This window comes from Streptomyces sp. NPDC048441 (assembly GCF_043200235.1).
Lineage (GTDB): Bacteria > Actinomycetota > Actinomycetes > Streptomycetales > Streptomycetaceae > Streptomyces.
The window spans coordinates 347,569-372,861 of record NZ_JBICXM010000002.1 but is presented as its reverse complement, the minus strand read 5'-3'; the positions used below and the strand labels follow the sequence as shown (position 1 = coordinate 372,861).

General features: G+C 71.6%; 21 protein-coding genes and 1 pseudogene. 14 read left to right on the top strand and 8 right to left on the bottom strand.

Features of this window, described 5'->3' with window-relative positions:
- Nucleotides 1–57: 57 nt before the first annotated feature.
- The gene (locus tag ACGFSB_RS05940; RefSeq protein WP_393394687.1) at nt 58–777 is read left to right on the top strand and encodes a class I SAM-dependent methyltransferase; all 720 of its coding nucleotides are present in this window, start codon (nt 58–60) and stop codon (nt 775–777) included.
- Between the two features lie 75 nt (nt 778–852).
- Entirely contained in the window at nt 853–1,365 is a 513-nt protein-coding gene (locus ACGFSB_RS05935) for a hypothetical protein (protein WP_393394684.1), read from the top strand.
- A gap of 144 nt (nt 1,366–1,509) precedes the next feature.
- On the opposite strand, the gene ACGFSB_RS05930 is transcribed toward ACGFSB_RS05935, so the two are convergent.
- Complete coding sequence (locus tag ACGFSB_RS05930; protein ID WP_393394681.1) at nt 1,510–2,982, bottom strand: MFS transporter; 1,473 nt, start codon at nt 2,980–2,982, stop codon at nt 1,510–1,512.
- Between the two features lie 64 nt (nt 2,983–3,046).
- On the opposite strand from ACGFSB_RS05930, the gene ACGFSB_RS05925 reads away from it, so the two are divergent.
- From ACGFSB_RS05925 to ACGFSB_RS05875, 11 genes and pseudogenes are all read left to right on the top strand, one after another.
- A complete protein-coding gene (locus ACGFSB_RS05925; protein WP_393394678.1) occupies nt 3,047–3,688 on the top strand; it encodes a TetR/AcrR family transcriptional regulator in 642 nt (213 codons plus the stop codon).
- Nucleotides 3,689–3,707: 19 nt separating this feature from the next.
- Nucleotides 3,708–4,738: pseudogene (locus tag ACGFSB_RS05920) on the top strand (MFS transporter); the annotation flags it as partial.
- A gap of 373 nt (nt 4,739–5,111) precedes the next feature.
- Entirely contained in the window at nt 5,112–6,326 is a 1,215-nt protein-coding gene (locus tag ACGFSB_RS05915) for a cation:proton antiporter (RefSeq protein WP_393394675.1), read from the top strand.
- A 181-nt stretch (nt 6,327–6,507) separates the two neighbouring features.
- A complete protein-coding gene (locus tag ACGFSB_RS05910) occupies nt 6,508–7,341 on the top strand; it encodes a M55 family metallopeptidase (protein WP_393394672.1) in 834 nt (277 codons plus the stop codon).
- Nucleotides 7,334–8,689 (top strand): M20/M25/M40 family metallo-hydrolase, encoded by a 1,356-nt coding sequence (locus ACGFSB_RS05905; protein WP_393394669.1) that lies wholly within the window; start codon nt 7,334–7,336, stop codon nt 8,687–8,689. Before ACGFSB_RS05910 ends, ACGFSB_RS05905 begins: the two co-directional genes overlap by 8 nt.
- 40 nt (nt 8,690–8,729) lie before the next feature.
- Nucleotides 8,730–10,745 carry an LpqB family beta-propeller domain-containing protein gene (locus tag ACGFSB_RS05900; protein WP_393394666.1) on the top strand — a complete coding sequence of 672 codons (2,016 nt, stop codon included), beginning with the start codon at nt 8,730–8,732 and terminating at the stop codon, nt 10,743–10,745.
- Nucleotides 10,746–10,753: 8 nt separating this feature from the next.
- On the top strand, nt 10,754–11,677 hold the full coding sequence (locus tag ACGFSB_RS05895) for an LD-carboxypeptidase (protein WP_393395769.1): 924 nt from the start codon (nt 10,754–10,756) through the stop codon (nt 11,675–11,677).
- Nucleotides 11,678–11,782: 105 nt separating this feature from the next.
- The gene (locus ACGFSB_RS05890; RefSeq protein WP_393394663.1) at nt 11,783–13,591 is read left to right on the top strand and encodes a CocE/NonD family hydrolase; all 1,809 of its coding nucleotides are present in this window, start codon (nt 11,783–11,785) and stop codon (nt 13,589–13,591) included.
- A gap of 140 nt (nt 13,592–13,731) precedes the next feature.
- On the top strand, nt 13,732–13,977 hold the full coding sequence (locus ACGFSB_RS05885; RefSeq protein ID WP_393394660.1) for a DUF1049 domain-containing protein: 246 nt from the start codon (nt 13,732–13,734) through the stop codon (nt 13,975–13,977).
- 16 nt (nt 13,978–13,993) lie between these two features.
- A complete protein-coding gene (locus tag ACGFSB_RS05880; RefSeq protein ID WP_393394657.1) occupies nt 13,994–14,611 on the top strand; it encodes a GNAT family N-acetyltransferase in 618 nt (205 codons plus the stop codon).
- Nucleotides 14,612–14,620: 9 nt separating this feature from the next.
- The gene (locus ACGFSB_RS05875; RefSeq protein WP_393394654.1) at nt 14,621–16,600 is read left to right on the top strand and encodes a DUF5107 domain-containing protein; all 1,980 of its coding nucleotides are present in this window, start codon (nt 14,621–14,623) and stop codon (nt 16,598–16,600) included.
- 49 nt (nt 16,601–16,649) lie between these two features.
- On the opposite strand, the gene ACGFSB_RS05870 is transcribed toward ACGFSB_RS05875, so the two are convergent.
- The 7 genes from ACGFSB_RS05870 to ACGFSB_RS05840 all read right to left on the bottom strand — a co-directional run bounded on the left by ACGFSB_RS05870 (nt 16,650) and on the right by ACGFSB_RS05840 (nt 23,491).
- Nucleotides 16,650–17,948, bottom strand: a complete 1,299-nt coding sequence (locus ACGFSB_RS05870) for an amidohydrolase family protein (RefSeq protein ID WP_393394651.1) — start codon at nt 17,946–17,948, stop codon at nt 16,650–16,652.
- Between the two features lie 86 nt (nt 17,949–18,034).
- A complete protein-coding gene (locus ACGFSB_RS05865) occupies nt 18,035–19,321 on the bottom strand; it encodes an amidohydrolase family protein (RefSeq protein WP_393394649.1) in 1,287 nt (428 codons plus the stop codon).
- 228 nt (nt 19,322–19,549) lie between these two features.
- On the bottom strand, nt 19,550–20,248 hold the full coding sequence (locus tag ACGFSB_RS05860; RefSeq protein WP_393394646.1) for a GntR family transcriptional regulator: 699 nt from the start codon (nt 20,246–20,248) through the stop codon (nt 19,550–19,552).
- 57 nt (nt 20,249–20,305) lie between these two features.
- On the bottom strand, nt 20,306–20,659 hold the full coding sequence (locus tag ACGFSB_RS05855) for a VOC family protein (RefSeq protein WP_393394643.1): 354 nt from the start codon (nt 20,657–20,659) through the stop codon (nt 20,306–20,308).
- A gap of 92 nt (nt 20,660–20,751) precedes the next feature.
- Nucleotides 20,752–21,852, bottom strand: a complete 1,101-nt coding sequence (locus tag ACGFSB_RS05850) for an enolase C-terminal domain-like protein (RefSeq protein ID WP_393394640.1) — start codon at nt 21,850–21,852, stop codon at nt 20,752–20,754.
- Between the two features lie 137 nt (nt 21,853–21,989).
- On the bottom strand, nt 21,990–22,529 hold the full coding sequence (locus tag ACGFSB_RS05845; RefSeq protein ID WP_393394637.1) for a hypothetical protein: 540 nt from the start codon (nt 22,527–22,529) through the stop codon (nt 21,990–21,992).
- 152 nt (nt 22,530–22,681) lie between these two features.
- A complete protein-coding gene (locus ACGFSB_RS05840; RefSeq protein WP_393394634.1) occupies nt 22,682–23,491 on the bottom strand; it encodes a class I SAM-dependent methyltransferase in 810 nt (269 codons plus the stop codon).
- Between the two features lie 178 nt (nt 23,492–23,669).
- Between ACGFSB_RS05840 and ACGFSB_RS05835 the strand changes: the two genes are divergently transcribed.
- Nucleotides 23,670–25,289 carry an ABC-F family ATP-binding cassette domain-containing protein gene (locus tag ACGFSB_RS05835; RefSeq protein WP_393394631.1) on the top strand — a complete coding sequence of 540 codons (1,620 nt, stop codon included), beginning with the start codon at nt 23,670–23,672 and terminating at the stop codon, nt 25,287–25,289.
- Nucleotides 25,290–25,293 lie beyond the last annotated feature (4 nt).

Below are 25,293 nucleotides of genomic sequence, written 5' to 3'. Positions count from 1 at the left end.
GATAGACCGATCTTGCCGTCGGCTTCGGCGGTCGTCGTCGCACCCTGGGGAGCGGGCATGAGCGTCACGAGTCGGTACAAGGAGGCGTGGGAGGGGTTCTGGCGGGACGCCCCCGGCGAACCGGGGTCCGTCTTCTGGGACGCCGAACCCGCGCTCACCGTAGGCATCCATCTCGCCCTCTTCGAACCGCACATGACGGCCGCGGGACTGCCGGTCGTGGACCTGGGCTGCGGCAACGGCACCCAGACCCGCTTCCTCGCCGACCGCTTCCGGCGCGTCATCGGCGCCGACCTGTCCGGCGCAGCCCTCGCCCACGCACGGCACGCCGACCCGGCGGAACAGGTCGACTTCCGGCAGGTCGACGCCGTCGAGAAGCCCGAGGCCGAGCAGCTGCACGCGGAACTCGGCGATGTGAACGTCTATGTGCGCGGGGTGCTCCACCAGTGCGAGCCCGACGACCGCCAGCCGCTGGTCGACGGGATCGCGACGCTGCTCGGCGAGCGCGGCAGAGCGTTCGTCGTCGAGCTCGCCGAGGCCGCGGGCCCGGTGCTTCGCGGCCTCGCAGGGAGCCCCGAAGGCCCACCGCCGAAGCTGGCGCCGGTGTTCGCACACGGCCTCGCACCGGGTGAGGTCGCGGATGCCGCGGTGCCTGAGTACCTCCGTGCGGCGGGTCTCACGGTCTTCGCGAGCGGCGAACTCCCGCTGATCACCACCGAGTTCACGCCCGACGGCACTCGGATCGAGCTGCCGTCGAAGTGGGTGGTGGTGGGGCGGTGAGGTGAGGCGAGGCCGGCGGGAACCTGGGGAGGGGGCGAGTTTGTCGTCAGTCGATCCCCTCTTTAGGTTGACCCGATGGGTTTCTTCGACAAACTGACCGGCACCAGGCACCCCGCCAGTGGTGTCACGCCGCGTCCGGCCGGGGAAGTCCGGGCGGCTCTGCTCGGGCTCAACGGGCCGGACGTCCCGTACGTCGTGCGCAACGCCACCCCTGCCGAGGGCGCCGGCCTGGTGGCGGAGTGGCGGATCCTCGAGCCTGCCTGGCGCACCTTCTTCGTCCGGACCCAGCTGGACCGGACCCTCAAGACCCGGATGCGTCTGATGCCCGGCAGCCACGAGGTGCGCACGGTCGACGAGCAGTGGGAGGTCAAGTGGGTCGGGGACATGCCCAGGCTCGCCCGGTCGCGCGAGTACTCCTGCGGGCAGGTGACGCAGAAGAGCTGGAGTTGGACGTACGAGCGCGGGGCCGACGGCGGAATGCAGCGGACGGAGACGTTCCGATTCGACCCGGCGGAGATGAAGGATCCCCTGCGGGGCGCAGTTCTCGGCGCGGGGTGGGTGTGGCGGGGAGTGGTGTTCAAGCTGTGAGGGTCGTGGGACGCGGCGCCCGGTGAAGGGGTGAAGGGCCCCGCGCTCGGGAGGTTCTGACGGAGCGTCGACCTCTGGCATGACGCAGGTGATAACTCAGGAGATGCCTCGGGAGGTGCCTCGGGAGGTGCCTCAGGAGGTGCCTCAGGACACCTTCGGCCTGATCCGTCGCGCCGCCACGACCCCCGTGGCCGCCAACGCGCCCGTCAGTGCGAACGTCGCCGTCAAGGCGCCGGACGTGGACGCCCCGTGCACGTCGGCCAGGGAGACCGCGGCACCGCCGAGTCCGCTGAGTACCGCGACGGCCAGGGTCTGTGCGAGCTGCATCGCGCCGCTCGCCTCGCCCTGCCGGTCGGCCGGTGCCTGCTCCATGGCGTCCGTGGTCGCGGCGTTGAAGGCCACGCCCATGCCCGCGCCACCGATCGCCCACCCGGCGACCGCGGTCAGCGCGGGCAGCGTGTCGACGAGGATGCCGAGTGCCATCACCGCGATCCCCGCGAGGAGCACCGCGAAGCCCGCCGCGATCGGCACGGCACGGGAGCGGCCCGCCCAGCGCACATCCGCCCTGCCCTGCCATGCCGCCCCGAGCACCCACGTGATCGCGCCCGCCGAGAGCCCGATCCCGGCCTCTGTGGCGCTGAGGTCGCGCAGCCGGACGAGGCCGAGGGGCAGGAACGCCTCGCTGCCGAAGTACGCTCCGCAGAGCAGGAACCGCAGCACCACGCCGGTCGGCACTCCGGGCCGCGCGGTGAGGGTGCCGGGAGGTGTCACCGAGCGCAGCGCGTAGATCCCCGCGGCGGCGCCGAGCAGTGCCAGGGGGATCAGCAACGCCGGTTCGTGCAGCTGGAGTCCGGCGAGGAGCACGCCGGTGCCCGCGGCGAGCAGAACGCTGCGTGCCACCGGAGTGGCCCACCACCGGCCGTCGTTGAGCCGGGGCGCCCCTGCGCCGCCCAGGTGGCGCAGGCGCGGCAGGACCAGTGCGGCGGCTGCCGCGATCAGTGGCAGGAGGAGTACGAACACGCCGCGCCAGGAGATCTGATCGGCGATCACGGCGGCGACGGTCGGCCCGACGAGGGAGGGGATGGTCCAGGCGCCCGAGACGAGCGCGAACATCCGTGCCCTCAACTCCTGTGGATAGGCAAGGGAGATGACCATGTACGCGAGTGCCATGACGGCGCCGACACCGAGCCCCTGGAGGAATCGTCCGGCCAGGAAGGCGGGCCAGTTCGGCGCGGACCCGGCCACCACGCAGCCGACGGCGAAGACGGTGAGGCCGATGGCCAACGGCCGTGCGGGGCCGCGGAGATCTGCGGCCCGGCCCGCGGCGACCGTACCGATCAGATTGGCCAGCATCAGCGCGGACAGGCCCCAGCCGTAGGCGCCGAGGCCGCCGAGTTTCCCGGCGATCTCCGGCAGGACGGTGGCCACGCCCATCGACTCGAAGGCCACCAGGCCGACCGAGAGGACGATGCCCCAGGTCAGCGCCGCGTAGGGCGCGCGAAGCACGCTGTCGCCGCCGGTGTCGTGAACGGGCTGGGGCAGGGGCAGGGGCTGGGGCTTGGGCACAGGCTCCGGCGCGGTGCGTGCCTGCTCCGTAGGTGACTCCTGCTCAGGCAAGGTCGGCTCCTTTACATTTCGATCCGGATCGGAACGAAATTACATGCTACCTATACTGCCTCCCATGGCAACCCTCGATTCCGTCGGCCGCACCGAACGTCCCGCGGGACGCCCTCGCGACACCCGGCTCGACGGCGCCATCCTGACCGCGACGGTCCAACTCCTGGAGGAGTCCGGCTACGCGCACCTGACGATGGAGGCGGTCGCGCGGCGCGCGGACACCACCAAACCGGCCATCCGCCGTCGCTGGCCCTCCCGGCAGCGCCTCGTCGTCGCGGCCCTCGCCGAGACCATGGGCACCGCGCCCACCCCGGACACCGGCTGCACGCACTGCGATCTGATCGAGGGCATCGAGACCATCAGCCGTGCCTTCGGCGGCACATTGGGCCGCCGCACCCTGCCCGCCCTGGTGGCCGACCTCGCCGACGACCCGGAGCTCGACCGCACCTTCGCCGAGACGATCTTCCACCCCCGCAGGGCCACCACCGAGGCGGCCCTGCGCCGCGGCATCGACCGGGGTGACATCCGCCCCGACGCGGACATCGGCCTGCTCCTTGATGTGCTCGCCTCCACCACCTACCACCGGGTGCTCTTCGGCCACGCTCCCGTGACCGACTCCCTCGCCCACGACGTCGTCATGATGGTGATGGGCGGCGCCGCGACGCCACGCTGGCGCGGGCACTATCAGCGGCGCCACTCCGGCTGACCTCGCGGCCGACCATGACGCGCTGCTGTTCTACTCCGGTACCGCCGCGGGCGGCTTCTCGATCGGCCTGGTCGTCGGCGGCCTGTTGACCGAGCTCGGATGGCGCTGGGTCTTCTTCGTGCCCGTGGTGCTCTCCGCCCTGATCCTGGTCGCCGCGCTCGCCTTCGTGCCCAGGTCCCCACGCCCCGACCGCACCGGGCAGAGCGTCGACCTGGTGGGTGCTCTGACGGTCACCGCCGCCATCGTGCTGCTCGTCCTCGGCGTGGAACGCGCCTCGCACGCGAGCGTCGCGGCGACCGTCGGCACCCTCGCCGCGGGGCTGGCCCTCCTCGCCGTCTTCGTCGCCGTCGAGCGCCGCGCCGCGTCCCCGCTCGTCCGGCTCGGGACCTTCCGCAGCGGGGCGCTGGTCCGTGCCAACCTCTCGGGTCTCTTCTTCGCGGGCGGCTTCTTCGGATTCCAGTTCCTGGTCGTCCTCTACCTCCAGGAGCTGCGGGACTGGTCCACGCTCCAGACCAGCTTCGCGATGATCGTCATCGGGGTCGACGCGGTGCTCTCGCCCACCGTCACGCCCAGACTGGTCGAGCGCTTCGGCAACGCCCGGGTGATCTTCGGCGGCCTGCTGCTCGCGGCTCTCTCGTACGCCCTGTTCCTGCCGGTCGGCGGCGACTGGTCGTACCTGGCGATGTTCCCGAGCCTGCTCGTCCTCGGCCTCGGCTTCGCCCTCACCTACGGCCCGCTCACCATCGTCGCCACCGAGGGCGTCAAGGAGGAGGAGCAGGGCCTGGCAGGCGGACTGCTCTACACGGCCTTCCAGTTCGGCGCCGCGCTCGGCCTCTCCACGGTCACCGCCGTCAACGTCTGGGCCACCACGTCGAGTTCACCCTCCGCGCTCCTCGACGGATACCGCGCGGCCCTGTGGGTCCCGCTCGCGGGGCCCTGCTCGCCGCACTGATCAGCGCCTTCGGGCTGCGCTCACGGCCGGGCACGGTGGCGGCGTCCGGCGACCCCGGTCACGGCACGTTGCCCGCAGGGGATCTGATGAGGCCCTAGCTGTACGCGCACCGCGGGTCAGGGGCCGGCCGGGGGAGAGGCGTGCGCGGTGCCGCCGCAGGACGTGGCGGGCCTGGTGCGGGGCCTGTGGACCTCCGGCATCGGAGCTCCGCCCCCCCCAGACAGCGATACGGCACCCCACCCCCGTAGATCGCCCGCTCGGTCCGCCCCCACATGCGGGACGCCGCCACCACCCCGAGGCTCGAACCATGCGCATCCGTACACGCACCCCTTCACGACTCGCTGCCACCCTGCTCCCTGCCGCCACGTGCGGCGCCCCCGGCGCCAAGGCCGCGGCCGCCTCCGACAAGGACTGACCGGCCGTGCATGACGGAACGTCACGGACCGGCGTACAGGGGGAGTGGACAGCGGCATGACACATCCGGGAACGCTCATCCTGATCACGGCCGTCGCCGTGCTCGCTCCCCTCCTCGCCCACGGCGCGCGCCGCTGGGTGCGCATCCCCCTGGTCATCTTCGAGATCCTGCTCGGGATTCTGATCGGCCCCGATGTGCTGGGCCTCGCGCAGCACGACAAGGTCATCGACACGCTCTCCGAGCTCGGCCTGTCCATGCTCATCTTCCTCGCCGGGTACGAGATCGAGTTCGCGGCCATCCGCGGCGACACCCTGCGCCGCTCGGTCCGGTCCTGGGTGCTCTCCCTCGCCCTGGGCCTCGGCGTCGCACTGGCGCTGACCGGCATGGACCTCTCCAAGAGCGTGGTCATCGGCACCGCGCTCACCAGCACCGCCCTCGGCACCGTCCTGCCGATCCTGCGCGACAGCGGCGATCTGGGGGGCCGCTTCGGCACCGTGATGATGGCCTTCGGCGCGGTCGGCGAGTTCGGGCCCATCATCGCCATGGCGGTGCTGCTCGGCGGGCGCGATCCTGGCGTGTCCACCGCCGTGCTCGCCGCCTTCGCGGTCATCACGGCGGCGGCGATCTACTGGGCGCTGCGCCCCCACCCGCCGTGGTTCGCCCAGCTCATCCGTACGACGCTGCACACCAGCGGCCAGTTCGCCGTCCGCTTCGTGATGCTGCTCCTTGTCGCGATGCTCGGCCTGTCCGCGGCGTTCGGCCTCGACGTACTGCTCGGAGCCTTCGCCGCGGGTCTGCTGACCCGGCTCGTGTTCCAAGGGGCCGCCCCCGACAGCGCCGAGGACGTCCTCGCCAAGGTGGAAGCGATGGGCTTCGGGTTCCTCGTCCCGCTGTTCTTCATCGTCACCGGCATCAACTTCGACCTCGCTTCGCTGCTCGACGGCGGCCGGGCCCTGCTGCTGCTCCCGGTCTTCCTGCTCCTGTTCCTCGTCGTACGCGGGCTCCCGGTCCACGCCCTGGCACCGCGCGACCTGAACTCCTCCGACCGCAGAGCCTTGACCCTGTACTCCTCGACCTGCCTGCCGCTCGTCGTCGCCATCACCACGATCGGCCTGGACGACGGGACCCTGGTGAAGGGAGAGGCGGCGGCCCTGGTGGGAGCCGCCATGGTCTCCGTCCTCGTCTTCCCGCTGCTCGCCCTGCGGGTGCGGGCCAAGGAGGGCGAAGCCACCATCCCGGACGGACCCGGTTCGGAGTCGGAGGCCTGGTGACGGGTGCTTCCCGCTGCCTTCCGGGGGGTGACGGAGCACCGTCCCCCCTCGTTCGTGGCCGCTTTCCGCCTCGACGCGTAACGTGACGCAGCATGAAGATCCGGGTCACGGCCGCGTGGTGTCGCAAACTGCTGTCAGTGACCGGACAGCACGCCGCTGACCTGCGAGGGGACGGACCGTCATGAAAATCCTGATCAGCGCCGACATGGAAGGTGCCACGGGCGTCACCTGGCCGGCCGATGTACTGCCGGGCACTCCGCAGTGGGAGCGGTGCCGCTCGATGTTCACCTCGGACGTGAACGCCGCCGTGCTCGGCTTCTTCGACGGGGGCGCCGACGACGTACTCATCAACGAGGCGCACTGGACCATGCGCAATCTGCTCCTCGAGGAGATCGACGAGCGGGCCGAGATGCTCACCGGGCGGCACAAGTCCCTCTCCATGGTGGAGGGCGTGCAGCACGACGACGTGGACGGCATCGCGTTCATCGGCTATCACGCGGGCGCCGGTATGGAGGGTGTGCTCGCGCACACCTACCTCGCCAACTCGATCACCGGGGTGTGGGTCAACGGCGACCGGGCGAGCGAGGGGCTGCTCAACTCTCATGTCGTCGCCGAGTACGGCGTTCCTGTCGTCCTCGTCACGGGTGACGACCTGGCCTGCGAGGACGCTCTCGGCTACGCCCCCGGCGCGCTGAAGGTCGCCGTCAAGGACCATGTGTCGCGGTACGCGGCTGTCTGCCGCACCCCGCGGCGCACCGCGTCCGACATCCGGGCCGCGGCGAAGGAGGCGGCGCAGCTCGCCGTGCGCCACGAGCCGGTCCAGGGCGGCCCGTTCACCGTGGAGCTCGAATTCGACGCCGAGCACTTGTCCATGGCGTCCACCGTCGTGCCGGGCGTGCGACGCACCGGCGAGCGGAAAGTCGCGTACACCAGCGCGACCATGTACGAGGGTATTCGCACGTTCAAGGCGGTCACGACGATCGCCTCTGCCGCTGTGGAGGAGCAGTATGGCTGAGCTTGAGCCGACGCATCAGATGACCGGCGGCCAGGTCGACGCGCAAGCGCTCGACGAGGTCGTCCGGTTCACCTCCGAGCTCATCCGCATCGACACCACCAACCGCGGTGACGGCGACTGCCGGGAGCGGCCCGCCGCCGAGTACGCCGCCGAGCGCCTCGCGGCTGCCGGGCTCGAACCACGACTCCTGGAGCGCACGCCGGGGCGTACGAACGTCGTCGCGCGGATCGAGGGCACGGACCCCTCGGCCGACGCGCTGCTCGTGCACGGGCACCTGGACGTGGTGCCCGCCGCAGCGGCCGACTGGAGCGTGGACCCGTTCTCGGGGGAGATCCGTGACGGTGTCGTATGGGGCCGTGGCGCCATCGACATGAAGAACATGGACGCGATGATCCTCTCCGTGGTGCGCGGCTGGGCGCGCGCGGGCGTGCGGCCACGGCGGGACATCGTGATCGCGTTCACCGCCGACGAGGAGGCGAGCGCCGAGGACGGCTCCGGTTTCCTCGCCGACCAGCACGCAGCTCTCTTCGAGGGGTGTACGGAGGGCATCAGCGAGTCCGGCGCCTTCACTTTCCACGACGGGCGCGGCAATCAGCTGTACGCCATCGCCGCGGGGGAGCGCGGCACCGGCTGGCTCAAGCTGACCGCGCGCGGCAAGGCGGGGCACGGCTCGAAGGTGAACCACGCCAACGCCGTGACCAGGCTGGCCGACGCGATCACCCGCATCGGCGACCACCGGTGGCCGGTGCGGCTCACGCCGACGGTCCGGGCCGCGCTGACCGAGTTGGCCGCGCTGTACGGGGAGCAGACGGACCTGGACGCTCCCGGATTCGACGTGGACGCGCTCCTGGAGAAGCTCGGCCCGGCCGCCGACCTCGTCGCACCGACCGTACGCAACAGCGCCAACCCGACCATGCTGCAGGCCGGATACAAGGTGAATGTGATTCCGGGGGACGCCGTCGCGTACGTCGACGGCCGCTTTCTGCCCGGTGGCGAGGAAGAGTTCGCCGCCACCCTTGACCAGCTCACCGGAGTGGACGTCGACTGGGAGTTCCACCATCGTGAGGTGGCCCTACAGGCGCCGGTCCACTCGTCGACGTACGCGAAGATGCGAGCCGCGGTCGAGGAGTTCGCGCCCGAGGGGCATGTCGTGCCGTACTGCATGTCGGGCGGCACGGACGCCAAGCAGTTCTCGCGGCTCGGCATCACCGGCTACGGCTTCTCGCCGCTGAAGACACCGGAGGGGTTCGACTACCAAGCCCTGTTCCACGGAGTCGACGAGCGCGTGCCGGTCGACGCACTCCACTTCGGCGTCCGCGTCCTCGACCGCTATCTGCGGACGGCCTAGGGAACACAAGGGACACAGGGGAATACGGGACCAAGTGAAAATGGGGGAAGAGAAGGACATGATGGAGACCCAGGCGTACGGATCATGGCCGTCACCCATCGACGCGGCGCTCGCCGCCGCCCACGACGGCTCTCCGGCCGGCGTGGGTTTCGTGGGAGCCGAGGCATGGTGGACCGAGCCGAGGCCCGCGGAGGGCGGCAGGCGCGCTTTGGTGCGGCGGCGCACGGACGGCGTGGAGGAGTCCGTGCTCCCCGAGCCGTGGAACGTGCGCAGCAGGGTCCTCGAGTACGGCGGCCGGGCGTGGGCCGGGGCCGATGCTCCCGGCGGGCCGCTCATCGTGTTCGTCAACTTCTCCGACCAGCGCCTGTACGCGTACGAGCCCGGTACCTCCGGAGCCGTCCCGCGCCCGCTGACCCCGCTCTCCGGCATCGGCGGCGGTCTGCGCTACGTCGACCCGTGCGTGCACCTCGACCGGGGCGAAGTCTGGTGCGTCCTTGAGGAGTTCACCGGTCAGGCGCCGACCGACGTACGGCGGGTGGCGGTCGCCGTCCCGCTCGACGGCTCGGCGGCAGCGGACCGCGCGGCGGTGCGTGAACTCTCCGACGACCGGCACCGGTTCATCACCGGGCCCCGCCTCTCGCCGGACGGCGCCCGCGCCGCGTGGATCGCCTGGGACCACCCCCGGATGCCCTGGGACGGCACGGAGCTCCTGGTCGCCGACGTCCGCGCCGACGGCACGTTCAGCGCGCCCCGGGTGTTCGCGGGTGGCCCGGAGGAATCCATTCCGCAGGTGGAGTGGGACGCCGACGGGCGGCTGATGTACGTGAGTGACCGGAGCGGATGGTGGAACCTCTACCGGGGCGACCCGGCGCCGGGCGGTGAAGGCGGCGTGGGGGCATCGCTCTGTCCGCGAGAGGAGGAGTTCGCCGGGCCCTTGTGGCAGATCGGTTCCGGCTGGTTCGCACCCCTGGACAGCGGCCTGGTCGCCGTCGTGCACGGCAAGGGCGCCACCGCGCTCGGCGTGCTCGACCCGGAGACCGGCGAAGTCGTCGACACGGCAGGACCCTGGACGGAGTGGTCGGCGACCATCGCGGTGAACGGCACCCGCGCCGTCGGCGTCGCCGCGAGCCCCCGCAGCGCGTACGAGGTCGTGGAGCTGGACACGAGCACCGGCCACGCCCGAGTGATCGGCGCCGCGCACGACGACCCGGTGGACACCGCGTACTACCCCGAGCCGCGCATCCGCACCTTCAGCGGCCCGGCGGGCCACGAGATCCACGCACACGTCTACCCCCCGCACCACCCCACCTGCGCCGCGCCCGACGACGAACTCCCGCCCTACGTGGTGTGGGTGCACGGCGGCCCGACCGGCCGCTCCCCGCTCGTACTCGACCTGGAGATCGCCTACTTCACCTCGCGCGGCATCGGCGTCGCGGAGGTCAACTACGGCGGCTCGACCGGCTACGGACGCGCCTACCGCAACCGCCTTCGCGAGCAGTGGGGCGTCGTCGACGTCGACGACTGCGCGGCCGTCGCCCTCGCCCTGGCCGACGAGGGCACCGCCGACCGCGGCCGCCTCGCCATCCGCGGCGGCAGCGCGGGCGGCTGGACCACGGCCTCCTCGCTGACCACGACGGACGTGTACGCCTGCGGCACGATCATCTATCCCGTCCTCGACCTCACGGAGTGGGGCGCGGGCGGCACCCACGACTTCGAGTCGCGGTACCTGGAATCGATGATCGGGGAGTTCGACAAGGTGCCGACGCGGTACGTGGAGCGCTCCCCGGCGGAGCACGCCGACCGCGTCACCGTGCCCTTCCTGCTGCTCCAGGGGCTCGACGACGTGATCTGTCCGCCCGAACAGGCCGAGCGGTTCGTCGCCGAACTGGAAGGGAAGGGCGTGCCGTACGCGTACATCGCCTTCGAGGGCGAGGGGCACGGATTCCGCCGCGCGGACACGCTGATCCGGGCACTGGAGTCCGAACTCTCCCTGTACGCACAGGTGTTCCGGCTGAAACTGTCCGGCGGCGTCCCCACCCTGGAGCTCGCCAAGTGAGGTCCGAAGTGAAGCCGCTGACGCGCCCCGCGCGGCTGACCCCGGGCGCGCGCGTCGCCGTCGTCGCCCCGAGCGGCCCTGTGCCGCGGGAGCGTCTGGAGATCGGGCTCGACATCCTGCGGGGCTGGGACCTCGATCCGGTCGTGGCGCCCCATGTCCTGGACGAACACCGGGAGTTCGACTACCTGGCGGGCGCGGACGCGGACCGGGCGCGGGACCTGGAACAGGCGTGGTGCGACCCCTCCGTGTCCGCGGTGCTCTGCGCGCGCGGCGGGTACGGCGCCCCTAGGATGGCGGACCACCTCGACTGGGAAGCGATGCGCGCGGCCGGGCCCAAGGCGTTCGTCGGCTTCAGCGACATCACCACGCTGCACGAGGCGTTCGCCCAGCGGATGGGCATCGCGACCTTGCACGGACCGATGGTCGCCGCCCTCGACTTCGCCAAGAACGCGCGAGCCCAAGAGCACTTGCGGGCCACGCTGTTCGAGCCGGAGAGCGTCCAGGTGATCGCATCCGGCGGGAACGCGCTGGTGCCTGGCCGGGCCCGTGGCGTCACGCTCGGCGGGTGCCTCTGCCTGCTCGCCGCCGACATCGGCGCTCCGGCGGCCCGTACGTCGGCGCGGGGCGGACTGCTCTTCCTGGAGGACACCGGCGAGGAGACCTACCGCCTCGACCGCTATCTCACCCAACTCCTGCGCGCGGGTTGGCTGGACGGCGTGAGCGGGGTCGTGCTCGGCTCGTGGGTGGACTGCGATCCGTACGACAGGGTGCGGGCGCTCGTCCTCGACCGGCTCGGCGGGCTCGGGGTGCCGATCGTCGAGGAGTTCGGGTTCGGGCACTGCGAGGGGGCGTTGACGGTGCCGTTCGGGGTGGCGGGTGAACTGGACGCGGAGGCTGGGACGTTGACGCTGGATGTGCCTGCGCTGGTGTGAAGCCCGGGGAGAAACTCCCGTCCTGAGCGTTGACCCACGCATGACACGTGTCACAACATGGCTACCGGCCGGTTACTTACCGGCCGGTAGTCGGTCGTCCTCAGTGTGGAGGTCCTCGTGTCCCGTCGTCCCGCACTCTCCAGATCCCGCGCACCGCTCGCCCTGGCCATCGGCGCCGCACTGGCCGCGCCGCTCGCTGTCGCGGCCCCCGCCCCAGCGAGCGCGACCGGCCAATTCACGGTCACCCCGCTGAAGTTCACCGTCAAAGCGGGTGGCAGGACCTGCACAGTGGACGCCGACCTCTACCGCCCCGCCGGAGTGGACGCCGCGCACCCCGCGCCCGCCGTCCTCACCACCAACGGCTTCGGCGGCAGCAAGTCGGACGGCTCGACGGCGGCCACCGGTAAGGCCTTCGCCGAACGCGGCTATGTCGGGCTCGTCTACTCCGGGCTCGGCTTCGGCAAGTCCGGCTGTCTGATCTCCCTCGACGACCCGAAGGCCGACGGGAAAGCGGCCTCCGGGCTGATCGACTTCCTCGCCGGGAAGCGCGCGGCTGACGACGGCACGACGATCGACTACGTCACCAAGGATGCGAAGGCCGATCCGCGCGTCGGCATGATCGGCGGTTCGTACGGCGGGGCCATCCAGCTGGCGACGGCCGCCGTCGACCACCGGGTCGACGCCCTCGTACCGATGATCACCTGGAACGACCTGAGCTACTCGCTCGACCCGAACAACGCGTCCGACCGCGGCGTGCCGGGCGCCGCCAAGTGGCAGTGGATGAACGGCTTCTACCTCATCGGCGAGGGCCAGCCGCTGCTCGAGCCGAGCCTCGACCCGTCCCGCATCAACTCCCTGAGCTGCCTGCACTTCGCCACCCAGGCCTGCGAGACGATCCGCACCCTCAACTCGGGCAGCTACCCCGCCGACAGGACCGCCGCCCTCCAGCAGTACGCACGCAGCGTCTCCCCGGTCTCGTATCTGCCGCAGGTCAAGGCGCCGACCCTGCTCGTCCAGGGCCAGGCCGACAGTCTCTTCAACCTCAACGAGGCGCAGGCGACGTACAAGACGCTCAAGGCGCACGGCACGACGACGAAGATGATCTGGCAGTCCTGGGGGCACAGCGGCGGTCTCACCGATCCGGCGTCCGGCGAACTCAACCTCTCCGCGGGCAACTTGGAGACGAGCTACGTCGGCAAGCGCGTCCTGTCGTGGTTCGACCGCTACCTCCAGCAGAAGAAGGGTGTCGACACCGGGCCCGCCTTCGCCTACCAGCAGGACTGGGTCCCCAGTGACAGCGGGCCGAACGGCTCCTACGCCACCGCGTCGAAGGTGCCCGCCCTGAACCAGAAGCTGTACCTGTCCGGTGACGGCAAGCTCGTCGACAACCGGAAGAAGGTCGTGCGCGGCAGCCGCGAGTACCGCAACTGGCTCATTCCCACCAGCCACTCCGAGAGCTCCCTCGCCGGGATGATCGGCCTGCCCGACCCGGCCCCGCACGACACCAGGGGCACCTATCTCGACTGGACGAGCGAGCCGCTGACCGGCGCCGTGGATGTGGTCGGCTCCGCGAAGGCCACGCTCAAGGTGGTCTCGCCGAGGACCGAGCGGGTGCAGAACTCCGGCGACGCGGCAGACAAACTGGTCCTCTTCGCCAAGCTGTACGACATCGCGCCCGACGGCAAGAAGACGCTGGTCCACCGGCTGGTGGCGCCGGTCCGCGTGCCGGACGTGACCAAGCCGTTCACCGTCTCGCTGCCGGGGATCGTGCACCGGTACGAAGCGGGGCACAAGCTGCGGTTCGTGGTCGCGGCCAGCGACGACGCGTACGTCGGGAACAGGGGTGTGAAGCCGGTGACGGTCACCAGCGCGCCCGATGACACGGGGGAGCTCCAGCTGCCCGTCGTCCGCTGAGCCTCCGGGACCCTCCCGGGGCTCACCCGTACGGCCCACACCCCCACTCCGGAGGGGCGTCCACCGCGCGCAAACCCGGCCTGCTGCCCATGCTGGTAGCCGGGGGAGGCCGGTCGAAGCTCCGACGGAAGGGTCCACCTATGAGTCCCAGCACCTCCTCGGGCGGCTCCAAGGGCAGCTCGGGCGGCGGTGGCGTCCTGACGCCGACCAGGATCGCCGTCGCCGCGGTCGCCGCCCTCACCTTGGTCTTCATCTTCGAGAACACCCGCCACACCAAGATCAGACTGCTGATCCCCGAAGTGACCATGCCCCTGTGGGTGGCGCTGCTCTGCACAGGCCTGATCGGAGCGCTGTGCGGGGCGTACTTCATCCGGCGGCGCAAATAGCGGCTAACGTGGCCCGATGTCCGAAAGCGCCGGCAGCACCGGCAGTGCCGCCCTTCTGGCCCAGGGGCCGCGCGTAGGCATACGTCCCTTCACCTACGCCGACGGACCCGAGTTCACCGCACGGGCGCGTGAGAGCCGGGAGCTGCACAGCCCCTGGCTCTTCCCGCCCGCCACGGACGAGGCGTACGCCGCGTACGCGGGCGCGCTCATCGAGGGCCGGGGCAAGGCGGGGTTCCTGGTGTGCGACAGGCCGGCGGACGGCGCCATCGCCGGGTTCATCAACATCAACAACATGGTCGCGGGCGCCTTCCGCTGCGGGGCACTGGGATATGGCGCGTTCGCGCACGCGGCGGGGCGCGGCCTGATGGGGGAGGGGCTCGGCCTCGTCGTGCGGTACGCCTTCGAGGCGCTCGAGCTGCACCGCCTGGAGATCAACGTCCAGCCGGGCAACACCGCCTCGATCGCGCTCGCCCGGCGCTGCGGCTTCCGGCTCGAGGGCTTCTCGCCGGACTTCCTCTTCATCGACGGGGCGTGGCGCGATCACCAGCGCTGGGCGCTGACCGCCACTGATCAGGTGCGCGACGCTCCTTTGCGTAATCCTGACTGGGATAGCCCCTGGTCGGGACGGCGATGAACGTGTTCCATGGTGATCGTGACGACCACCGTGCGACGTGACGTACTGACGCTGCCCGCCGCCCCGTTGGGCCCCGAGAACCCGCTGCCGCCGCTGCGACCACTCCATGAAGTGCACACACTGGACGAGCGCGGCAGAGAGGGACTGCCGCGCGACATGGCACGGCAGCTCGGGTACGAGCCGCTGCGCGGCATCCTGCCGACGCGGGTGCTCGACGGGTACGGGCGTCGGCGTACGGAGACGGCGATCGACACGCTGGTCATCGAGAACGACCGGCTTCGCGCCACCGTCCTGCCGGGATTCGGCGGCCGTGTCCACTCCCTCTTCCACAAGCCGACGGGACGCGAACTCCTCTACCGCAACCCGGTGTTGCAGCCCGCCGCTTTCGCGCTCAACGGCGCCTGGTTCTCCGGCGGCATCGAGTGGAACATCGGCGCCACCGGCCATACGACACTGTCCTGCGCGCCGCTGCACGCCGCGCGGGTGACGGCGCCCGACGGCGGCGAGATGCTGCGGCTCTGGGAGTGGGAGCGGCTGCGGGACGTGCCGTTCCAGGTAGACCTGTGGCTGCCCGAAGGGTCCGACTTCCTGCACGTCGGCGTGCGGATCCGCAATCCGCACGAGAAGGCGGTGCCGGTCTACTGGTGGTCCAACATCGCGGTGCCGCAGGAGCGCCGGGTCATCGCCCCGGCCGAGGAGGCCTGGCACTTCGGGTACGCGGGCGGCCTGCGCCGCGTTCCGGTGCCGGAGTCCGACGGGGTGGACCGGACGTATCCGCCGCGCAGTGAGTACGCCGCCGACTACTTCTACGACGTACCGGATCAGGCGCGGCGCTGGATCGCCGCGCTCGACGACGACGGGCACGGCCTCGTCCAGACGTCGACCGATCTGCTGCGGGGCCGCAAGCTCTTCGTGTGGGGGTCCGGCACGGGCGGGCAGCGCTGGCAGGAGTGGCTGACGGAGCCGGGGACGGGCGGGTACGCGGAGATCCAGGCGGGCTTGGCCCGTACGCAGCTGGAGCATGTACGGCTGGACGCCGAGAGCGAGTTCGCGTGGCTCGAGTCGTACGGACCGCTGTCGGCCGACCCCGGCCAGGTGCACGGCGGCGACTGGGGAGCCGCGCGCGACGAGGCTCGGGCGCGGCTGTCGGACGCGCTGCCCCGGAGTGCGGTGGATGCGGCCTACGAGGCGTGGCGGCGGTGCGCCGACACCGAGCCGGGTGAGGTGCTGGCCACCGGGTCGGGCTGGGGCGCGCTCGAAGTCCTGCGCGCGGACTACAAGTTGCCGGGCACGCCTTTCGGTGAGAGCACGCTCGGCCCCGAACAGGCGCCGTGGCTCGAGCTCTTGCACTCCGGCGCCGTGCCGGAGCCGCGCAGGGTGGCACCGCCTGGACCGACCCTGGTGTCCCCGCACTGGCGGGACATGCTGGAGACGGCGCCCGCGCGGCCGGTCGCCGAGTACCACCTGGGCGTCGCGCAGTGGCACGCGGGCGACCGTGCGCAGGCGGTGCGGAGTTGGGAGCGTGGCCTTGAACTCGCCCCGTCCCGCTGGCCGTTGCTCCGCTGTCTCGCGGTCGACGACCAGGAATCGGGCCACATCGAGCGCGCCGCCGACCGGTACGCGGAAGCCTTCGACGACCTGTGCCAGGAGCGGCGCGACGACGGCGCCCGGTGGACGGCCGCGAGTGCCGCGCTCGGCAGGGAGGCGATCGGCGTCCTCCTCGCGGCCGGGCGGCAGGCGGTGGCACGCGGGGTGTGGGACCGCCTGCATCCGTCCACGCGCGCGGAGGGCCGCTTCCGCCTCGTCGAGGTCCAACTGCTCCTGGCGGAGGGCGAGACGGCCGGGGCGCGGGCGATATTCGACGAGGGCTTCGAAGCGGCCGACCTGCGCGAGGGTGCCGAGGTGCTCGGCGAGCTGTGGCGCACGGTGACGGACGAGGAAGTGCCCGCTCGGTACGACTACCGGATGCGGGCTGTTTCTCAGGAGTGAAGGTCCCCGGGAGGGGGCGGGAGTCAGCCGCCCCCTCAGGCGCCGTCGGCTACGCCAGCTCGCCGTTCCTTGCGACGACGTGACCGCCGTGGACCACCATGTCCCGCTGCGGCATGTCCACCAGGACCTGCGGCAGGCACTCCCCGCGTACGAGGATGAAGTCGGCGGGGGCGCCGGGCTTCAGGTTCGCGTGGTCGAGGCCAAGCACGTCGGCGCCGCCGTGCGCGCCCACGTTGTAGCAGTCGGCGAGTTCGTCGTCGAGGCGGACGTCCGTCACCCAGCCGAGGATGTGCGTACGGTGCAACATGTCCGCGTTGCCGAACGGGCTCCACGCGTCGCGCACCCCGTCCGAGCCGAGCCCGACCCGTACCCCGTGCTCGCGCAGCTTCGCGATCGGCAGGACGAGGGATTCGTTCGGGGCGACCGTCGTCAGGGAGATGTCCTGCTCACCCAAGTCGGCCGCCATCTTGCCCAGTTCGGTGTCGGACAGGTTCGGCAGGCAGAAGACGTGGCTCACCGTGACCTTGCCGCGCAGGGAGAGCGCGCGTGTGCGGTCGATGATGGCTCGCAGGACCTCGGTGCCCTTCTCGTCGCGGTCGTGCAGGTGGATGTCCACGCCGACCCCGTGGCGGTCCGCGAGCCCGAAGACCAGATCCAGCTGTTCGTCCATCGCGTGGTCGAAGCTGATCGGATCGATGCCGCCGACCAGATCGATGGAGCCGGAACGGGCGGCTTCCTCCAGGAGCTCCGCCGTGCCGGGGGTCCGGATCACGCCGTGCTGCGGAAAGGCCACGATCTGCACGTCGAGAGCGTGCCGCAGCCGCTCGCGGGCCGCGTTCACACCCTCGACACCGGCCAGGTCGTACGCGGGCGCCACGTCCACATGGGCGCGCATCGCGCGGGTGCCACGGGTCACGGCGTGCGACATCAGGCCATACGCGCGCTCGCCGACGGGCCGTGACTGGCTCTTGAAGATCTCCACGTCCTGGGCGCAGTAGTCGGCGATGCCGCTCGCCGGCTTCCGCGACACCCAGTCACCGCCCCACGTCGTCTTGTCCGGGTGGATGTGGGCGTCCACGAGCGACGGCAGGGCCACGCGCCCACCGCAGTCGATGACTTCGGCCCCCTGGGGCGCCCGGCCTTCCGTGATCCGGCCGTCGACCACCGTGAGGTCCACGGGGGTCTTCGCGCCGAAGGGGCGGACGTTGCGGAACACCACGGCCTTGGGGCGGCGGCGGTCCTCGCCGTGGGACGCGGCGGCGGCCGGAGTGGCGGCCGGCAGGGCCGCTCCGGTGCCCGCGAGAGCGGCGGCGGCGCCGAGTACGCCGCGACGGGAGAGAGGCGTCATGGAGGTCTCCTTCGGGGATGTGGTGCGCAGGTGGCTGCCTGGAAGGGAGGGGTACTCGATGGGGTTCAGAGGGCGATAGACGGGGTTCAGAGCGCGATACCCGAACGCACCACGCGCACGGGCTTCTTGAGGACCGTTACGTCGGACAGCGGGTCGCCGTCCACGAGGAGCACGTCACCGGCGAAGCCGCGCGCGAGGCGGCCCGCCGTGCGGTCGAGGCCGAGCAGCTTCGCGGCGCCGGTGGTGGCCGTGCGGATCGCGTCGAGCGCGGAGAGCCCCGCCGCGTGCATCAGCTCCACCTCGCGGCCGATGGGCTTGATCTTGCCGCCGGACGAGTCCGTGCCCGCCGCGAGCGGCACGCCGAGCTCGTGCGCGGCGAGCACGGCCCGCTTCAGGACCGGCAGGTACTGAAGGCCGCGCTCCTTGAGCACGGGGTCCGAGGACTCGGCGAGCCCGGCGATCGCGGTGAGGGTCGGCGTGAAGTACGTCCCCCTGCGCCGCATCTCGTGCAGCGTGCGCTCGCCGACGAACGCGCCGTGCTCCAGCGAGCGGACGCCCGCCATGACGGCGTCGTCGCAGCCCTTCTCGCTGTAGCTGTGGCAGAGCACGCCCTTGCCGCCGCGCCGGGCCGCCGCGACCACGGCGGACAGCTGCTCGCGGTCGTACACCTGGGCCAGCGGGTCCTGCTCCGGCAGCCCCGCGCGCTCGTTGACCCTGGTCTTGATGACGTCGGCGCCACGGGCGATGTTGACCTCGACGACGCGGCGCAGCGCCTCGGGCGAGCGCACGCCGTCACTCAGCCTGGCCAGCGGGGTCAGCTCCGGGTCGGCGAGGATCGTGTCGCCGAGGTCGGGCGTGACGAAGATTCCGGCGGCGCGAAGGCGGGGCGCCTGCTTCGGGGCCTGGCGGGCCAACTCCCGTACGGCGATGTCCTGGTAGAAGTTGGTCGAGCCGCTGCGGGCGCTGGTCGCGCCGAGCAGCACCGCGTCGCGCGCCTCGGCCGCGGTGTTGAGGTGGATGTGCGCCTCGACGAGCCCCGGCAGGATCCAGCGCCCGTGCGCGTCCAGCACCTCGGCCCCTTCGGGCACCCGGGTCCGCCCCCGCGCGCCCGCCGCTCGTACGACACCGTCCACGATGACGACCACCGCGTCCTCGGTCACCTCGCCGGTCGCGGGGTCGAGGAGGGTGCCGCCCTCGATGACCAGATCGCCGCCGGTCGGCCGCTCTTCGCGTGCGGCTTCGCGTCCGGCGGCGTTCGCCTGCGGAGCGGAGGCGGCCAGCGCGGCCGTGGTCCCGGCGAGCGCGGCCGCGCCGGCGAGGACGCCACGCCGGGTGAGCCGGGAGGAGGGCGGAGGGGTGTTCTCGACGCACATGGGGCTGCTCCAGGACGAGTTACGGAGGGGTCGCGTCCGGAGTTTGTATACCAAGCTGGGGTGGGCCGCAAGGAGGGGTGGTGAAATGTGCAGGTTTCTTCGAGGTGATGCGCAGAGCGAGGGTGGGCCGGGTGGCTATTGGTATACAGAACCGGCCCGAGGTGTGAGAGTCCCGCTCTCAGGCCCCGCTCTCAGGCCCCGCCCTCAGGCCCCGCTCAGGCCCCGCTCTCAGGCCCCGCTCTCCTCGAAGAGCGACCGCAGCGCCACGACCTGGCTGTCCCGCACATGCAGCAGCGTGCTCGCCCCCGCCGTCTCCTCGTCGCCCGCAGCGATCCGGTGATAGATCAGGTCGTGCTGGGCCCGCATGTGGTCCGGCTCGGCGCGCATACCGAACAGGAGCTGGAGCTGCCAGCTCAGCTGCTCCATCGTGCGGGCGAGGAGAGGATTGCCGGAGAGGGTCACGATGCCCTCGTGGAACGCCGTGTGCGCGGCGACCTCCCGCGGCCCGTCGTCCGCGTCCGACGCCTGCTCGGCCTGGCCGAGGGTGGCCCGCAGCGCGGCGAGGCCCGGCGGCTCGTCCGGCGCGCTCGCCGCCACCCGGCGTGCCGCGAGCCGGGACGCCTGGACGGCGAGGGGTTCCCACACCTCGTACAAGTGCCGCACATCGGCCCGCTCGAGGCGGCGCACCCGCACCCCGCTGTGCGGCAGGAGTTCGAGCAGCCCCTCGGCGACCAGCGCGCGCAACGCCTCCCGGACGGGGACCCGCGACATGCGCAGTTCCTCGGCGACCTCACGCTCGACCAGGCGCGCGCCCAGCGGATAGCGGCGGTCCACGATGCGCTGCCGGACGGCCTCGCGCGCCTGGGCGCTGAGCGACACCCGCTCCGTACCGCCCGCCGTACCGCCGCTCGCCGTACTGCCCGCCACGTGCACCGTCCTCCGTTCGGCTGGTCCGCCTGCCGTGGAGGATACGGGGCAAGCGGGTCAGGCCGGGGCGCGCCGGTCCGCGTACTCGAAGACCGTGCCGTCGGGGTGCACCGCGATCAGGTTGCGGCCCACCGGAGTCGGGACGGGGCCCGCGATGACACGGGCGCCGGACGCGATCAGGACGGTGTACGCCTCTTCGACGTCCGGCACCGCGATCGTCGCCGAGACCTTCCGGAGGATCTCGAGCTCCCGCTCGGGCCCGCTCATGAGCAGGAAGCAGCCGACCGCCGCGACCGACACGCCCTCCCGCTCGAAACGCTGGGCGGGCCCGCCCGCGAGGCGTTCGTAGAAGGCGACCGAGGACTCCAGGTCCTCGACGCAGATACGCAGCGTGGTTCCCAGGATCTCCATGCGGGCGAGCCTAGTTGGCCCGGCCCGCACGCGTGATCGTTTCCGGGGACTTCTGGAACTTCCGGAACTTCCGGGACTTCCACGCGCCGTGCTCACGCGACCCGGTATTCCTCCACGTCCTCCGTGCGCCGCAGCTCGAGGCCGTGGCCGATGCCGCCGTCAGGGCGGACGGTGCCGCCCGTCGGGTCCAGGGCCCCGTCGAAGAACATCGACTCGATCCGCACATGGTCGTGGAACCACTCGATGTGCCGCAGATTCGGTACGCAGGCGGCGACCGCGGCATGTGCGTGCGGGGCGCCGTGGGCCGACACCTCGAGCCCGTAGGCCTGCGCGAGAGCCGCGGCACGCAGCCACTCGGTCAGGCCGCCGCAGCGCGTCGCGTCGACCTGGAGGCAGTCCACGGCAGGGATCATCCGGGCGAAGTACGGGAGCTCGTAGCCGTACGCGCCCGCCGTCACGTCGCACACGAGCGCGTCCCGCACCAGCGCGAGACCCTGGAGGTCGGCCGCTCGGACCGGCTCCTGGAACCAGCCCACACCGTGCTCGGCGAGCACCTGGCCCACCCGGATCGCCTGCTTGCGCGCATAGCCGCCGCTCGCGTCCACGTACAGCTCGGCCCGGGTGCCGATGACGTCACGCGCGGCGCGCACCCGCTGCACGTCGCGGGAGGCCGCCCGCCCCCAGTCCTCGCCGATCCTGATCTTGACGCGGGGTATGTGCTGGCCGTGCACCCAGCCGTTCAGCTGGGCCTCGAGATGGGTGTCGTGGTACGTCGTGAAGCCGCCGCTGCCGTAGACGGGGACGTCGTCGCGGGCCGCGCCGAGGAGACGTACGAGCGGAATCTCCAGAAGGCGCGCCTTAAGGTCCCACAGGGCGATGTCGATCGCCGAGACGGCGCAGGCGGCTGCGCCGGAGCGGCCGGTGTCGCGGATCGCCCGCGTCATCGCTCCGTGCGCCGCGGGGATGTCGAGAGCGTCCAGGCCGGTGACGGCGGGGACGAGCTGCTCGGCCATCAGCTGCACGGTGGACGCGGGGGCGTAGGTCCAGCCCGTACCCGTCGAGCCGCCCGCCGTGACCTCGGCGATCACGATGGTGGTGCTCTCCCACGCGAGGGTGCCGTCCGCCTCGGGGGCATCCGCGGGCACCAAGTAGGCGGACATGACAGGTCGTTCGATGGACAGTGCGTCTTTCATCGGGGCCGTCCTGATCGCATACCGGGGTGGGGACGGGGACCGCGGCGCGGGGCGGGAATTCGGGTCGCGCCCCGCACCTGCGGCGGCGCCTCGGTACGGGTATCCAGAAGCCGGGTGGGCAAACGGGGCCGCTCCGGTCAGTGCTTCGCGGACCGACGGTTCTCCGCGGACCGGGCCCTGAACCAGGCGTTGGCCGTGGGCCGGAACATCAGGACCGTCGCGCCGAGCACCGCGCTCAGATGCAGGACGCGGCTCGCGCCGAACAGGACGTCCAGCACCCCCGGGTCCCGGAAGACGTCCGCCGGTGAGTGCCCGTCGGCCAGCCACTCGACGGGCCCGATCACCAGGGACAGCGTGCCGAACACGCCGAGCCCCACGGCGAGCGTCAGGCGCGCCCAGTTCCTGCCCCGACGAAGCTGTACGGCGATCAGGACGGCCGCCGAGAACACGGCCATCCGCAGCAGCAGTCCACCCGCGATCTCCCCGGCGGTCGTGTCACCGTCCGCGATCAGCCGGCCGACCGCGAGCACCGACTCGGCCACGCCCGCCGCGACCGCGGTGATCCAGAGCGCGAAGGCGGCTTCGACGGGCGGTGGAGTGACGGGCTCGCCGCCGGTCGGCCTGGAGGAGCCGGTCGCCCGGGAGTGTCCGGGACGTCTCCGCGTTTCGTACGGCATGGCGTGCCTCGCTCACTGTGGTCCCCGTGGTCCCCGTGGTCCGCCCTGGACCGTCTCCCTGAATCCTCCCGGCGGACGCGGCGCGGGGCACGCCCGCCGGCCCCCTTCTTCAGGTGTCGTCAACCCCCCTGCGCGCCATGCAAGGAACCCCCTCACTTCCGGCAGAGAATCTCCCCGTGCAGCACGGTGAACCAGCCGTCCTCCTGCTTGCCCCAGTCCCGCCACGCGTCGGCGAAGGACCGCAGCTCCCCGGCATCCGCGTGCCCGCCGTCGACGGCGCGTCCGGCGTACGACGAGGCGACCGTGCGGTCCGCCCAGAGCCCGCTCCACCAGTCGCGCTCCTCCGCGGAGCTGTAGCACCAGGTGCCCGCGCTCGCGGTGATGTCGTCGAAACCGGCCTCCAGGGCCCAGGACTTGAGGCGGCGCCCCGCGTCCGGCTCGCCGCCGTTGGCGCGGGCCACCCGCTGATACAGGTCCAGCCAGTCGTCCATGGCGGGGGAGTTCGGGTACCAGGTCATCGCCGAGTAGTCCGCGTCACGGGCGGCGACGATGCCGCCCGGCGCACAGACCCGCCGCATCTCACTCAGAGCGCGCACCGGGTCGCCGACGTGCTGGAGCACCTGATGGGCGTGGACGACGCAGAAATAGTCGTCCGGGTAGTCCAGGTCGTGTACGTCGGCGACGGCGAACTCCACGTTCTCCAGGCCCCGTTCGGCCGCGGTCGCCCGCGCCTGGTCCAGGATGCCGGGCGCGTGGTCGACGCCCGTGACGTGGCCGTCGGGGACGAGTGCTGCCAGGTCGGCGGTGATGGTGCCGGGGCCGCATCCGATGTCCAGGACCTTCATGTGCGGCTTCAGCGAACCGACGAGGTACGCGGCCGAGTTGGCGGCGGTCCGCCAGGTGTGGGAGCGCAGGACGGACTCATGGTGTCCGTGCGTGTAGACGGCGGTCTCCTCCGGCATGACGGGAACTCCTTCACGTTCGCTACCGCTCGCTGCGGTAAAGGGAACGCTACGCCGCCATGTCGAATAATGAGACCCACGTATCAGTATGTGGTCACGGTGCCTTCGCCGCACGCGCTGCGGGAGTTCGATCGAAACGCATTTGCCGCGACCACCGCCCCCCACGGACAATCCCCGCATGGGACATCTAGAAGCCGCGCACATCGAGTACTACCTGCCGGACGGCCGAGCCCTGCTCGGTGATGTCTCCTTCCGTGTCGGCGAAGGCGCCATCGTCGCCCTCGTCGGAGCCAACGGCTCGGGCAAGACGACCCTCCTGCGCCTCATCTCGGGCGAACTCCAGCCGCACGGCGGCACCGTCACCGTCAGCGGCGGCCTCGGCGTCATGCCGCAGTTCGTGGGGTCCGTGCGTGACGAGACGACCGTGCGCGACCTGCTCGTCTCCGTGTCCCCGCCCCGCATCCGCGAGACCGCGAAGGCCGTGGACGTCGCCGAGCACCTGATCATGACCGTCGACGACGAGGCCGCCCAGCTCCAGTACGCTCAGGCGCTCTCCGACTGGGCCGAGGCGCACGGCTACGAGGCCGAGACGCTCTGGGACATGTGCACCACCGCCGCGCTCGGCATCCCGTACGACAAGGCGCAGTTCCGCGAGGTCCGCACCCTCTCCGGCGGCGAGCAGAAGCGCCTCGTGCTCGAAGCCCTGCTGCGCGGTGGCGACGAGGTGCTGCTCCTCGACGAGCCGGACAACTATCTCGACGTACCCGGAAAGCGCTGGCTCGAGGAGCGGCTGCGGGAGACGCGCAAGACCGTTCTCTTCGTGTCGCACGACCGCGAGCTCCTCGCCCGCGCCGCCGAGAAGATCGTCAGCGTCGAGCCGGGGCCCGCGGGCGCCGACGCGTGGGTGCACGGCGGCGGCTTCTCCACCTTCCACGACGCGCGGCGCGAGCGGTTCGCGCGCTTCGAGGAGCTGCGCAGGCGCTGGGACGAGAAGCACGCCCAGCTGAAGAAGCTCGTGCTGAGCCTGCGGCAGGCCGCCTCGATCAGCCATGAGCTCGCCTCGCGGTACGCCGCCGCGCAGACCAGGCTCAAGAAGTTCGAGGAGGCGGGCCCGCCGCCCGAGCCGCCCCGCGAGCAGGACATCACCATGCGGCTGCACGGCGGGCGGACCGGCATCCGCGCCATCACCTGCAAGGGGCTCGAGCTGACCGGCCTGATGAAGCCCTTCGACATCGAGGTCTTCTACGGCGAGCGCGTCGCCGTCCTCGGCTCGAACGGCTCAGGCAAGTCGCACTTCCTGCGTCTCCTCGCCGGCGGCGACGTCACGCACACCGGCGACTGGAAGCTCGGGGCGCGCGTCGTGGCGGGCCACTTCGCGCAGACCCACGCCCACCCCGAGCTCTTCGGCCGCACGCTCCTCGACATCCTGTGGCGCGAGCACGCCCAGGCCAAGGGCCCCGCCATGTCGCGCCTTCGCCGCTACGAGCTCACCGGGCAGGCCGAGCAGCGCTTCGAGCGGCTCTCGGGGGGCCAGCAGGCACGCTTCCAGATCTTGCTCCTGGAGTTGGAGGGTTCCACCGCGCTGCTGCTCGACGAGCCCACCGACAACCTCGACCTGGAGTCGGCCGAGGCGCTCCAGGAGGGCCTTGAGGCATATGAGGGAACGGTGCTCGCCGTGACGCACGACCGCTGGTTCGCCCGCTCCTTCGACCGCTATCTGGTCTTCGGCAGCGACGGCCTCGTACGTGAGACGCCGGAGCCCGTGTGGGACGAACGGCGGGTGGAGCGCAAGCGGTAGCGCC

Bases quoted from the DNA above. Each gene is read 5' to 3' on its own strand.
- ACGFSB_RS05940 (WP_393394687.1), top strand. From the start codon at position 58: ATGAGCGTCACGAGTCGGTACAAGGAGGCGTGGGAGGGGTTCTGGCGG.
- ACGFSB_RS05935 (WP_393394684.1), top strand. From the start codon at position 853: ATGGGTTTCTTCGACAAACTGACCGGCACCAGGCACCCCGCCAGTGGT.
- ACGFSB_RS05925 (WP_393394678.1), top strand. From the start codon at position 3,047: ATGGCAACCCTCGATTCCGTCGGCCGCACCGAACGTCCCGCGGGACGC.
- ACGFSB_RS05915 (WP_393394675.1), top strand. From the start codon at position 5,112: ATGACACATCCGGGAACGCTCATCCTGATCACGGCCGTCGCCGTGCTC.
- ACGFSB_RS05910 (WP_393394672.1), top strand. From the start codon at position 6,508: ATGAAAATCCTGATCAGCGCCGACATGGAAGGTGCCACGGGCGTCACC.
- ACGFSB_RS05905 (WP_393394669.1), top strand. From the start codon at position 7,334: ATGGCTGAGCTTGAGCCGACGCATCAGATGACCGGCGGCCAGGTCGAC.
- ACGFSB_RS05900 (WP_393394666.1), top strand. From the start codon at position 8,730: ATGGGGGAAGAGAAGGACATGATGGAGACCCAGGCGTACGGATCATGG.
- ACGFSB_RS05885 (WP_393394660.1), top strand. From the start codon at position 13,732: ATGAGTCCCAGCACCTCCTCGGGCGGCTCCAAGGGCAGCTCGGGCGGC.
- ACGFSB_RS05880 (WP_393394657.1), top strand. From the start codon at position 13,994: ATGTCCGAAAGCGCCGGCAGCACCGGCAGTGCCGCCCTTCTGGCCCAG.
- ACGFSB_RS05875 (WP_393394654.1), top strand. From the start codon at position 14,621: ATGGTGATCGTGACGACCACCGTGCGACGTGACGTACTGACGCTGCCC.
- ACGFSB_RS05870 (WP_393394651.1), bottom strand. From the start codon at position 17,948: ATGACGCCTCTCTCCCGTCGCGGCGTACTCGGCGCCGCCGCCGCTCTC.
- ACGFSB_RS05865 (WP_393394649.1), bottom strand. From the start codon at position 19,321: ATGTGCGTCGAGAACACCCCTCCGCCCTCCTCCCGGCTCACCCGGCGT.
- ACGFSB_RS05855 (WP_393394643.1), bottom strand. From the start codon at position 20,659: ATGGAGATCCTGGGAACCACGCTGCGTATCTGCGTCGAGGACCTGGAG.
- ACGFSB_RS05850 (WP_393394640.1), bottom strand. From the start codon at position 21,852: ATGAAAGACGCACTGTCCATCGAACGACCTGTCATGTCCGCCTACTTG.
- ACGFSB_RS05845 (WP_393394637.1), bottom strand. From the start codon at position 22,529: ATGCCGTACGAAACGCGGAGACGTCCCGGACACTCCCGGGCGACCGGC.
- ACGFSB_RS05840 (WP_393394634.1), bottom strand. From the start codon at position 23,491: ATGCCGGAGGAGACCGCCGTCTACACGCACGGACACCATGAGTCCGTC.
- ACGFSB_RS05835 (WP_393394631.1), top strand. From the start codon at position 23,670: ATGGGACATCTAGAAGCCGCGCACATCGAGTACTACCTGCCGGACGGC.